At 45.7% G+C, this 14,379-nt stretch carries 1 protein-coding gene; it reads left to right on the top strand.

The features are described from left to right. Positions 1-14,378: cadherin-like domain-containing protein (locus AB6E30_RS19830; protein WP_372104973.1), on the top strand; the 14,378-nt coding region annotated here is incomplete at its 5' end. Position 14,379 lies beyond the last annotated feature (1 nt).

The raw sequence follows: 14,379 nt of genomic DNA, 5'->3' as shown, positions 1-14,379 counted from the left end.
AGCCAAACCGTGATTTAGACCACGAGAGTGGCGATATCGTTAAATCTCTCGTCTTTACGTCAAGCGATGGCGATATCGATGTTGAAACGGCCACTGTCACACTGACGATTATTGATGGTGATATCCCACCGATTGAATCGGTGCCAAGCATCGCGCTTGCTGAAACAGATTTAGCAGATGGCTCTTCTCCAATCGTTGGTGCTGTGAGCCAAACAGAAACCATCACTTTCACTAATCAAAGTGATGACGTTGAGAAATTCCGTTTAGAGCCAAATGAGTTTAATACTAACAATGCGCTCAAGTCCGATGGCTTGATCATTGAGATTCGAGAAGAGCCAACAGGTTCAGGTAATTACATTGGTTTCACGACTGATATTTCGAATGTCGAAACCACGGTATTTACACTCGATTTCAGCAGTACCACTTTGGGTGAGTATACCTTCACGCTTCTGGAAGCGATTGACCACACACCGATTCAAGGCAATAACGACTTCACGTTCGAACTACCAGTTTACGCGGTTGATACCGACGGTGATGACTCGTTAATGTCACCGCTATCGGTAACGATTACTGATGATGTTCAAGTGATGGTGAGTGGTTCGCTTAGTATCGAAGAGCCTACTGTTGCCGACTTGTCTGCAGGTACGCCAGCGACATCCGTTTTCGATGTATTAACATCCGCAAGTGCCGATGGCGCGAGTGTGACTCAATTTACCTATGACGGCACCGCTTACTCTCTAGACCCGAATGATGCGACCGAGCAAGAGTTTACTTTCACGGAAGGCTCACTGTTTATTACGACTCAAGGGGAAGTGCGCTTTGAGCCGAACCGCGATTTAGACCACTCGGCTGGCGATATCGTTAAGAGCATCGTGGTGACGTCAAGTGATGGCGATGATGACGTTCTTACCTCGACAGTGACGCTTACGATTACGGACGGCGATGTCCCAACCATAGATGTCATTCCACCAATCTCACTATCTGAAACGAATCTAGCCGATGGCTCTGATCCATCTAACTCTGCGGTCAGCGACACCAAAGTCATTCAGTTTACTCATGAGAGTGACGATGTTGAGTCGTTCCGTATCGAGCCAACAGAGTTCAATACTCTAGGTACGTTAACGTCAAACAACTTGGCGGTTCAGCTAAAAGAAGATCCTAACAGTGCTGGCGATTACATCGGTTTTGTTAAAGACGCGTCGGATGTTGAAGCTAACGTCTTTACTATTAGCTTCTCGGATACCAATTTAGGTCAATACACCTTTACGTTACTTGAAGCGCTTGACCACGAAGATGGTCTGGTGAATAACAGTTTGAGCTTTGACCTGCCTGTTTATGCAGTAGACAGCGATGGCGATGATTCTTTGGTTTCTCAGTTAAATGTAACCATCGGTGATGATGTTCAAATCATGCAGGATGGTACGTTAGATATCACTGAGCCAAATCTTGCAGACGGCACAATCACAACCAGTACCATTGATGTGATGCCAGAGCAGAGTGCTGATGGCGCGACTATTACTGAGTTTACTTACGATGGTGGGACTCCACTGACGCTTGACCAAGCTGATACCGGTGAGCAAGAGTTTATCTTCACTGAAGGCTCTCTGTTTATCACACTTGAAGGTGAAGTACGCTTCGAACCAAACCGCAATCTAGACCACACGGTTAGCGAAGATATCGTCAAATCGATTGTCGTGACCTCAAGCGATGGCGATGTGGACGTTGAAACCGCGACGGTTGTTCTGACCATTACCGACGGCGATATCCCAACCATCGAGTCCGTACCAAGCGTTATTCTGTCTGAAACACAGCTTGCCGATGGCTCGACACCAAGCGGCAGTGCGGTGAGCCAAACCGAGACTATCTCGTTTACCAACCAAAGTGATGATGTTGAGAAGTTCCGAATCGAACCAACTGAGTTCAATGTGGGTGGTGCGTTAACGTCGAACAACATTGCGGTTGAGCTTAAAGAAGACCCAGCAGACTCAGGCATCTATGTCGGGTTTATTGATGACGGTGGAACGGACGTTCCTGTCTTCAGCTTAAGCTTCTCAGGTACCACGTTGGGTGAATACACCTTCACGTTGCTTGAGGCGTTAGACCATGCCGATGGCTTAGATAGTAACGAACTGACCTTCGACTTACCAGTTTATGCGGTGGACTCAGATGGTGATGATTCATTAATGACTCCGTTGTCGGTGACCATTGGTGATGACGCCCAAATCATGGCGAACGGTGCGCTGGATATTACCGAGCCGAATTTAGCTGACGGTACGGTGACGACCAATACGATTGATGTAATGACGGCGCAAAGTGCCGATGGCGCAGTGATTACCCAGTTCACTTATGACGGTGGTACCGCTCAAACTCTAGATCCAACAATCACGGGCGAGCAGAAATTTACGTTCACTGAGGGTGATGTGTTCGTCACCATTGAAGGTAATGTGCGTTTTGAGCCAAACCGTGATTTAGACCACGAGAGTGGCGATATCGTTAAATCTCTCGTCTTCACGTCAAGCGATGGCGATGTGGATGTTGAAACGGCCACTGTCACACTGACGATTATTGATGGTGATATCCCAACCATTGAATCGGTACCAAGCATCGCGCTTGCTGAAGCAGATTTAGCGGATGGCTCGTCACCAATCATGGGGGCAGTGAGTCAAACAGAAACCATCTCGTTCACTAATCAAAGCGACGATGTTGAGAAATTCCGCTTAGAGCCAACCGAATTTAATACAGATAACTCACTCAAATCAGATGGCTTGATCATTGAAATTCGTGAAGAGCCAACGGGCTCGGGTAGCTATATTGGTTTTACAACAAGTATCTTGAATGTCGAAACTACAGTGTTCACTGTAGACTTCAGTAGTACTACCTTGGGTGAATACACCTTCACACTTTTGGAAGCTATCGATCACAGACCAATCCAAGGTAACAACGATCTGACGTTCAGCTTGCCGGTCTATGCCGTTGATACCGATGGCGATGACTCTCTCATGTCACCACTATCGGTGACGATTACCGATGATATTCAAGCCTTAGTCGTTGGCTCATTGACAGCGAAAGAGCCATCAACAGGTGTTGAAACATCCAATACTGTTGACCTTATGCCGGACAGCAGTGCGGACGGAGGGACATTAACGAGCTTCAGCTATGATGGGGAGGCTTTACAAACTCTTAATCAAGACATCGCAAGCGAACAGTCGTTCACTTATGACGAGGGTACGCTATACGTCACTATAGACGGAAACATGCGATTTGAACCTGTGTCAGACCTCGATCATTCTGGTGGCGAAATCGTCAAAACTATCTCGGTTAATTCAGTCGATGGAGATGGGGATATTGTCAGCACCTCTGTGTCGCTGAGGATAGAAGATGGCGATGAACCAGTGATTGGTCTTATTCCTGATGTTGCTCTGAATGAAGCAAGCTTAGCTGATGGTTCTGCCTCTACAGGGACAGCTGTCAGTGAAACCAAAGTCATTACGTTTACTGATGGTAGCGATGATGTGACGCACTTTAGGGTCGATAGCACGAACTTCAATTCGTCAGGTGCATTGAAGTCGAACGGCCTGACAGTGGAAATTAAAGAGCAACCTACTGATTCGGGGAACTATGTTGGCTTTATTATCGGCGCTTCAAATGTTGAAACGAACGTGTTCACACTTGAATTTTCGAACAGCAATCTTGGTCAATATACATTTACGCTTTTAGAGGCTTTAGATCACGCTGATGGTAACCTTTCTAATACCTTAGATTTCGATATCCCTGTGATAGCGGTTGATGCCGACAACACCGATTCAGCATCGTCCTCTTTGAACGTCACCATTACCGACGACTTACAGCAAACGCAAGATCGTACTTTAAGTATTGTTGAACCTGTGACGACTTCAGGAGCAGGTGGTCCGCCAACTACAAGTATTGTCGATGTTATGCCTACAGAAAGTGCAGATGGTGCGACCGTTACCCAGTTTATGTACGGGGCAGATGGGCCGTTTACGCTTGTTCAAACTGATTTTACAGAGCAAGAGTTCACAGTTGCTGACGGACGGTTGTTCGTTAAGTTGGATGGCTCGCTCCGTTTTGAACCAGATAGAGACCTTGACCACTCGAATGGCGATATTGTTCGAACCATTACCGTGACAACAAGCGATTTCGATAATGATGTTGAAACCGCAACGGTGACGCTTACTATCACGGATGGCGTTGATCCTGTTATCAACATTGTCCCTGACGTTTACTTATCTGAAGTGAACTTATCCGATGGTTCAATGCCGACGGCAGGGCCAGTTAGTTCAACTCATACCATCACTTACACAGAAGGGAGTGATGACCTGAGTCATTTCCGAATCGCTACGGATGAATTTAATTTTGGCGGGTTACTGAAATCAAACGGTTTAGTCGTTGAATTGAAGGAGGAACCAGCGGATTCGGGCAGCTACGTCGGATTCACCACAAACGGTTCCGGTGCAGAAACCGATGTCTTTACGATTAGTTTTGATAGTGTTAACAAGGGCCAATTTACCATTACCTTGCTGGAAGCACTCGATCACCTTAATGGTCTCAATTACAACGATTTGAATTTCCGCTTGCCAGTTTATGCTGTCGATACAGATGATTCTGAATCAACAAGACGAGATGTCGTTGTGACGATTGAAGATGACATTCAGCAAATGCAGGATGGGGTTCTTACGATCACAGAACCAAGCTCTGGCACGCCGACAACAGCAACGGTTGATGTTATGCCCTTGCCAAGCGCGGACGGCGCGACCATCACCGAGTTTACTTACGATGGTGGATTATCCATTTCGCTCGATCAGACCGTGACGGGTGAGCAAGAGTTTACCTTTACTGAAGGCTCTTTGTTCGTCACGTTAGATGGTGATGTTAGGTTCGAGCCAAATCGAAACCTTGATCATTCTGCCGGGAATATCGTTAAAAATATCGTTTTCACTTCATCGGATTTCGATAACGATATCTTCATGTCGAGTGTTCGACTGACCATCATTGATGGTGAAGGGCCCGCGCTGAATGTAGTACCCGGCGTAAACTTATCTGAAAGTAACTTAGCAGACGGATCTTCTCCTGACTCGGTGCTGATTAGTGAAACCAATACAATCACATCCATCGCTAGCAGTGACGACATTGCAAGAATTGTTGTCGACACGTCTCTATTTAACACTGGCGGATTAATCAAGTCGAATGGACTAGTGGTTGATCTAAGGGAAGAGCCAGCAAACTCTGGTGACTACTTAGCATTCACGACGGTTTCACCGGGCGTAGAGGTGCCTATCTTCACCTTAACGTTTGATAGTTCAAATCCAAGCATTTATACCTTTACACTACTAGAGCGATTAGACCATGCGCCTGGCGATGGCAACAATGATATTACTTTCGATTTATCGGTTTATGCCGAAGACACCGATGGTGATGTGTCCGCTCCTAAGCAACTTGAAGTAGTTATCGGGGATGATGTTCAAGTGATGCAATCTGGAGACTTACTAGTCACTGAGCCAACCTCGGGCACGGCGAGCAGCAATGTGTTTGAAACAATAACGGGTCCAAGTGCAGATGGTTCAACAGTTACTAAATTTACCTATGATGGTGGGGCTGAGGTTCTTCTCGATCAAAACGATATTAATGAGCAAGTATTTGTTTACCCAGAAGGGACACTGTTTATTAAACTCAATGGTGATATTCGCTTTGAGCCGAATAGAAACCTAGACCATGAAAATGGCGATATCATTAAGAACATCGTTGTTGCATCTCAAGACCAAGATCTCGATCTAGAAGACGCAACCGTTAGGTTAGTAATTAGTGATGGTGCTCCACCGACGATTGATATCATTCCACCAGTGAGCTTGAGTGAAGTGAACTTAGCCGATGGTTCTTCACCAAGTTTACCTGTGAGCCAAACAGAGCAGATAACCTTTACTGCGGGTAGTGACGACGTTAGCTATTTCCGTATTGCGACCAATGAATTTAATGTCGGCGGAGCTCTAACGTCTAATGGATTAGCGATTCAATTGAAAGAGGACCCTTCAGTTGCCGGTGGCTATATAGGATTTACTACGGAAGACTCTCTTCTTGGGCCAGAAGTTGAAATCTTTGAAATTAGCTTCTCATCGTCAGTGCTAGGCGAGTACACATTTACGCTCCTCGAAGAGATCGACCATGCGGACGTTCAAGGTAACAATGATCAACTATTTACCTTGCCTGTTTACGCGGTAGACACCGATGAAACCGATTCAGCAATGACACCACTCAGTGTCACCATTACCGATGACGTGCCTGAAATTACTGAGATAGAGGTTGGCAGCACCTTTGTTGTGGATGAAGAGGAGATTGGAACACCAACGCAAGCCTCGGGAAGTTTTGTGACGACCGAAGGAGCTGACCAAGTTGAAACTTACGAATTGAGAAATATCTCAATGTTGGAAGCGACGCTATCGTCTGGCAATGAAGGTATTAAGATCACTGAGATCACAGGTGCTGCTAACACGACCACCTACCAAGGTGCAACTGACCCTGGCGGAACGCCAATTTTCACATTAGTTCTGACTGATGATGGTGCTTACACATTTACCTTGCTTGGTCCTCTAGACCATGAGCCTAGCTCAGAGGCGAGAAATAAGCTGCTTATCTCCTTTGATGTAGTGGCTGTTGATAGTGATGGTGATGATTCCAACCAGTATCAATTACCAATTCAAGTCATTGATGATATTCCGGAAATGACGCCGCCGACGGGTGAAGTGATTGTCGATGAAGATGACTTAGCGGGTATAGGCTCTGACCAATCTGAAGATACCGTCATTAATGGTTTGTTTACCATTGATGAAGGTGCGGATGGTGTTGTGTTGTATGAGTTGGTTAACCCTGATGCAGTGCTAACAGGGCTTACGTCTAATGGTGAAGCCCTAGAGTGGCTTCCGGTTGTTGAGAGTGGTACGACATTTACCTACACAGCACAAACTGAGACAAGCAACGAGGCTGTGTTTGAAGTTGTGTTTGATACTAAGGACAACAGCTATCAGTTTGAACTGTTTAAACCGCTCACACACCCTATAGCTGACGATGAAAATAGCATACTGCTGAATTTCTCTGTCGTAGCCGAAGATTTCGATGGCGACCAGTCTAATGCAATCGCACTGGATATTACGGTCACCGATGATATTCCTCTAGTGACAACTCAGTCTATCTCTCGCCTAGAAGGGCAAAACTACAATGGCTCTTTGGTGAACATGTTTGCGAGTGCAACAGACCAAGGTGCCGACACCGCTGTGCTCACCCAAATAGAAGGGATTTCAAATAGTGATGTTGATATCGTTTTCAGGGGAGGAACGAGTGGAGCATTTAGTGGTAGTTATGACCTAAACTTAGGCAGCCAGCAGGTTCGTGTTTATGAACAAACCGATGATGGAAGTGGAGGAACAGTAGAGAGAGAGTTGGGTCGCTTGCGTATAAACTCGAACGGTGAAGTCGAATTTAGAGCCAATGGTTATCTAGATCATGACGGCGATGAGATCAACTTCTCGATCAACGTAATTGCAATCGATGCGGATTTAGATACCTCTGAAACGCCACTGAATATTACTATCGTTGATCAAGACTCAACGGCTGTGTCGCTGAAAGTGACGACAACAGAGGATATTGGTCGTGATGCATCAATTGATTATGCAGCGGGTAGTGAACCAACAGACCTAGAAAACACCTTTGATAATCAAGACGGTCTAGCTGATGCACCTGCTCAAGTCGCATTACAAGTAAACTTGTACGACCAAGATAACACGGAGGCGATCGGCCAACTGAAGATCTTCGATAATACCAACCATAGAGGTACATTCTATTACTTTGATGGTGCTGAATATGTGAAATTGTCGACAGATGTAGATGGAAACTATGTTCTAGATGGTGCAAATATCGTTCAGACTTTCATGCCTGATCCCGATGACTCAACTGATCCAAAAGATGTTATAGCTACCATCGATAATCTTTATTTTGTACCAGACCGAAACTTTAGTACCGGTAATGGTGGAGCCACAATAAATTATGAATTGGAGATCGACAACAACGGGGTACCTGACCATACGGTAAGCTCCAACTTTAGAATTGAAATTGAAGCCGTAGCAGATGAGGCTGAGTGGGATGATGCAAACAGCACTTATATTTATCTTCCTGATACAGACAGCATGGGTGCAGAGATTCCGGTGACGGAAGATGGAAATACCATAACTCTTAACCTCGAGGCTGATTCTCAAGATACTTCTCGCCCTGAAACACTCACATATCAACTTACTGTTGATGAAGGCGCTGGGAAGTTCACTCTATTGGATAGCTCAGGTAATCCGATAGGGCCTGTTGGAGGCCCATATGTTATTGATGCGGCAGATATCAATAGCACAGTCGTCGACCCGATTGATAACTTCTCGGGCACCATTAGCTTTAAAGTAGTAGCTTTGACGGAAGAAACCCGTAATCCATTCCTAGATGGCGATAATAGCGGTGCTAACAGTAAAAAGGTTGCCACCTCTGAAGAACGAATATTAGTTATTGATGTACTTCCAGACGCCGACTTAGGCACCTTAAGCGTGAATCGCAAAACCATCAATGAAGATAATATTCTCGATCCAGATACTGTTGGGGATCCTAGCAATAGAGTCGCGTTCACTCTTGATGAAGTGATTGCGATGACACCATCTGAAGATTTGGATACGTCGGAAACTCTATACGTACGCATCAATAATATCACTCAGGGGGCTGGGCTTTATTTACTTGGGACCGATACCCTTGTACCAACCGTGACAATTGAGGGTGTCGATTATCAAGAGATTCTTTACTCTGAACTTGCCAACGTAGAAGTGATACCCAAAGAGCACAGTAATGAAGACTTTAGTTTTGATGTGTTAGGTGTTGTCAAAGACAAGGCAGATCTTTCAACGGGTGAAGTAGTTGATGACATCACATTTGGTCCTAAAACAGTCAACGTTGAGGTCATTGGTGTTGCTGATGTGCCATTTGGTGGAACTAATGGTACCGATTGGGAAGAGTTTACAGATGGCGGTGTGAGTGGGGTACAAACCACAATCCAAGAGAGTCAAAGCGGTGATAACTACGCTGTTCTAGATTTCACGGTGTTGTCTGGTGAGAGAAAACCAGATGACTCGGCTGATGATCCTCTTGTCGGCGATGGTTCCGAATCGATAACTGTTATTCTATCAGGTATCCCTGAGGGCGTGGTAATCGAAGACGGTGATGGTACGGTTATTGACCTAAATTTCGTTGGGTATGAAGATGACATTAACGGAAACCCTGATTTAGATAAACCAATCTATGAAGCGAATATCACAGAGGAAGGTATTACTTCTGGTATCCGAATTCGTCCGATTGACTCGTCGACAGAAAATATTCATATCAAGGGGCAGATTGTCGTTACCGAGAACGATGGACACACCTTAACGTTTGATCAAGAAGTTCGAGTGTTGGTTGAACCTAGAATCGACACTTCTGCAACCTATAGCAACACCACAACCGGTGATGAAGACACCGCTATTAATATTGATTGGCATCCACAAGGTGATGATTACATTGATGATGACGAACATTTCACTTCAATTACCATTAATGGCATTCCAACGGATGTAGTCGCGGTGGTCAATGGTGATGTTACGGTCGATTCCAGCACGGCCGGCACCCTAGTCATTACACCGAAAGACACCTCACAGACACCGGAGCAATTTACTCAGATTGCTTTGGCGAACAACTTTATCCAAATGACACCACCAGAAAACTCAAGTGTCGACTTTACGCTGACAACCGTCGTTGAGATGGAGGAGAGAGATTTCGAGTACACCGATGATGCGATTGTTGGTGAGGGCGGCCGAGTAGTTGCTAATCCAGCAATTACAGGCACCATCACAGTACAAGTTGTGCCTGTTGTGGAACCTAAAGATCCAGATGGAGATGGAGTTGACGATAACTTTATCGTTTTCTCCAATGAAGACGGTAGTGGTGAGTTAACATCAATTACATCTGATGCTGCGGGTGTAATCAAACTCACAACCAATAGTGATAACCAAGCCGTAGATGGTGGTGGTATTGAGATCTTGGATGGTGAGTACGTTATCCGTTACAAAGAAGATGATGTCTCTCCTGTATTTCCTATCAACGAAGTCGTTAACGAAGTCGTCATTCAGTTGACTACGACGACTGACGGCACATTGCCAGACGAGGTGTTGAGTCAACTACTCGTGACTGGCGCTGTGTATGAGGGTGATGGTCGTTGGGTAGTCACAGATGAAGATGCGTTTACGATTAGTGCACCTGAGGGTTTAGATCTAACTGCTCCATACACTGATGGTGATGAAAACAATAACAGCAGTATCAAAATGAAGGTGTTTGCTCAAGTTGAAGACTTGGGAGACGAATTGAGTGACCAGAATTCTGCGATTGCTCCAAGAGAGGGTAATGTTATTTTGACCTTCCCTGAAGAGATCGTTGGTGGAGGAGAAATTGCTGCTGATATCGCTGCAACTCCGAACCAGACAATCGACGCGATTGAAGATACTCAGCTTATGCTTGGTGACGCGCTTGAAAGTATCATTAGTTTCAGTGGTGGCGATACATTTAACGACGAAATTACCATCGTTATTGATGATACCGTGTTTCTTGACCCATCGGACCTTACCCAAACACTTAACATTAGCATCGGTGGTAGTGGTGAGATTGACTTCGTTAACGGCGAATATGTGTATCAGTCCACTTTGGTACAAGGTGTAACGCCAGATTTCTCTGATTTGGTGTTGAATTTACCCGCAGATTATTCTGGGGACTTTAAATTGCCATTTACGGTGATCACCAAAGATTTGATATCGGGTGATGAGAAGGTACTTGATACCAGCGCCATCATTAAAGTCTCTGCTGTAACAGATGTAGCGCCAAGTATTTCTGTCGATATTACTGGTTCTTTGGATGACTCGTTGAACCCTGTCGATATCGATGGTCAACCGGGCGCTGAAGCTGTGGGTTATGAAGACACCTATATTGTGCTTGATTTCTCGGGTTCGGTTGCAGACCAAGTCAATGGTGTTGAAGGCGGTGATGAACGCTTCACCGATATCACTTTAACCTTAACTGACACAAGCAATGGCGAATTCTACAGTGATACTGGAACGCCATTGGGCACATCCATCTCTTTCACCGAAAGTGAAATTGAAAATGGTGCCTTGTCAGGCGTGTTGTTTAAACCGAAAGAGAACTTCCCGACTTATGATGACGTAAATGGTGCTGATATCAGTACTGTGAACGTTACTGTGACAGGTAACATTTTAGATACGGCGACCTTCAATCAAGATATTCCTGACACAACTGAGGATGCCACAATCGAATCTTTCTCAACGTCGGTTAGCTTTGACGTAGTCCCTGTGGTGGATGATATTGCGATCACTGGTCCTGGAACGAACGCAGATGTCATTGAAATAACGGGTATTGAAGACCAAGAGATTTCACTCGCTGGCTCAAGTCCAGTGTCGATTGCTTTGACGGATTTAGATGGTTCGGAAGAGTTTGTCTCTATCAAGTTTACTGATGTCCCTGATGGCTTCCAATTCAGGGTAGATAACTCCTCAGACTTCACGGTTAAGAATAATGGTGGAGGCGTGTGGAGTGTCCAATTGCCTTCAAATGTCTCGAATTCATTCGATTTGAGCGAAATATCGGTACTGCCTCCGAAAGATTTCAGCGGTACTTTTGAGTTTGGTGTTGAGGTGTTTACGCAAGAATCTTTGCTCGGTGTACCAACTAACGCAGGTACTCTGCCAAGTTTCCAAGTGCATGTACTTCCTGTAGGGGACGATATTGATACGGATCCGACTGATTCGGTAGTCGGTTTAGAAGGCGAAAATATTGATATTGAAATCAACACGACTATTCTGGATAACGCATTTTCTGCATCGGGGAGTGGGACTTATACTGAAAACTCGCCAGAAACCATCCGTGTTGTGGTCAGCAATGTTCCACAAGACGCGTCAATTTTGCATCCGGATGGAACAACACTAGGTATTTACGATTCAGCCTCTGATACATGGACGTTAGACGTAGATGCAACAGCACTCGATAAGATCGTGTTTAACTCCGGTGAGCACAATTCAGACACAGGTAATACGCTTGGTATTGATACACCGTTGTCTATTTCTGTTCGCTCAGTAGATACAGATGCGGATAACACTGAGTATTTAGGGGCGGAAACCATTTTCAGTGTCGACTTGGTGGTTGATCCGATCAATGACCAACCAACCTTTGTCAATATTGAAAACTTAGAGACGCCGGAAGACACCTCTATTGCATTGAGTGATATGTCTGGCTTTAAGATAGAGGACCCAGACGCCGTTTATGATGATCCGAACTCGATTTACACACTAACATTATCGGTCGACCAAGGTACGTTGACTTACACCTCTTCAACGGGTGTTACCTCTACGCCAACTAGTGGCAGCGCCATTGTTCTCTCTGGAACTTTGGCCAATATAAATACTGCTCTGGATACAGGTAGTGTCAGATTCGAATTGGGTGCGGATGAGAATTACCTAAATCAGGGAGGTGTTGCGACAGTCACTGCCACTGTTGATGATGGTGGTAATAACGGTCTGATTGATGCTGGAGATCCGAATACTGCTCAAACCAATCAAACGACCTTTACCATTAAGGTAACGGAAGTGAATGATCAGCCAGTGGCAACGGACATCGACTTGGGCAACATCCTTGAAGAAGGTCAGTTGATCATCAAAGAGGGCGATTTAATTGCTGCGACGAGCGATCCGGAAAACGACACGATTACCGTGACTAATCTGGCGCTCGATGAAGGCCAAGGTCAACTACAACGCTTCGAGAACGTAGGTGGTGCTGATGATGCTACGATCACTGGCCCATACTGGGTATTTACGGCAGCTGATGAATACAACGGCAACGTTAAGTTTACCTATACCGTAGAGGATGATGGTACAACCAACGGCGCTAATGACTTCCTAACGGATACAGCGGAGATCACCGCGATTGTCGATGGAGTGAACGATACACCGGTCGTTAATGGTGACAGTGTCACTACGGTTATTGACGAGGATGCTGGTCAACTGTTGAGTGGTATCAATGTCAGTGACCCTGATTATGTAGATACATTTTCTGATGATCTGATGACCGTCACGCTGACGGTGGATTACGGTACATTGAATGTATCACTTCCAGCAGTGACGACGGTTGTTGTTAACGGCAACAACACGGGTTCAGTCATCTTAGTGGGGACATTGAGTGACCTGAATGCGTTGATTGATACGCCAACCAGTCCAAATGGTGTTTTCCTTGATGCGAGCCTGTCTCCAACCAATAGCATTGGATTAGAAGTTGTTGCCAAAGACAGCGGCAACCCTTCAGGTATTGCGATAGAGACAGCACCTGTGGTTTACAACATCGCGGTGACGCCAGTGGCGAATGCACCAACCCTGTCTATCGATAGTGCGACTAACTACGTGAGAAACATTACTGCGAGTCAGTCTGTGAGTGCGAGTGGCATTCCTTTAGTTGGGATTATCGCAGCCTTAACGGACATTACAGAAGAGCTAACGCTGCATATCAGTGATGTACCTGCTGGCGCTCAAATCACCAGTGCTGCGGGTTCTGTGACGGATCTTGGCGGTGGTGTTTGGGTAGCAACGGCAGATGCAATTGAAAGCTTGCAAGCGGTTGGGCTTTCTCAAACTCCAGGTAACTACACACTGAAAGTCGAGGCGGTTTCTGAAGAGACTGACAACAACGATACAGCAACCTCTGCATCGATTGACCTTAACTTGAACATTGTGTCTAACGCAGTTGATATTAACTTGGCTTCGGAAACCGATGATGTTCAGTTACTGGCTGGTGCTAATGCGACTGACTTAACGGGTGGTTCAGGGAATGATCGACTTGAAGGTGGCGCAGGTGACGATACGCTTGTTGGCGGTGACGGTAACGACACCCTGATTGGCGGCGGAGGCTCAGACATTCTGACTGGTGGTGATGGTATGGACTCGTTCGTATGGCTTAACATCGAAGATGGTGTTGAAGATACGATTACCGACTTTGATTTGTCGGAAGGGGACAGCATTGACTTGAGAGAAGTGTTGCCGGAGCTTAAAAATACATCTCCAGACATGACCGCGTTGCTACAACAAATAGACGCGAAAGTGGACGGGGATGATATTGAGCTTACGATCAACCCGGATGGCTTAGGTACTACGGAACAGGTGATTGTGGTTGAAGACCTTGCGCCACAGCTAACCTTAAGTAGCACCATGCCTTCGGACATTCTGGATGCATTGGTACAGCAGAATGTGATAACTCACGGTTAAA

Origin of the sequence: Vibrio sp. 10N.247.311.12, from assembly GCF_041467515.1 — a bacterium.
Classification (GTDB): Bacteria; Pseudomonadota; Gammaproteobacteria; order Enterobacterales; family Vibrionaceae; genus Vibrio; species Vibrio crassostreae_C.
Note: the sequence above shows the minus strand (reverse complement) of the source record. Positions and strands in the feature narration are given on the sequence as shown.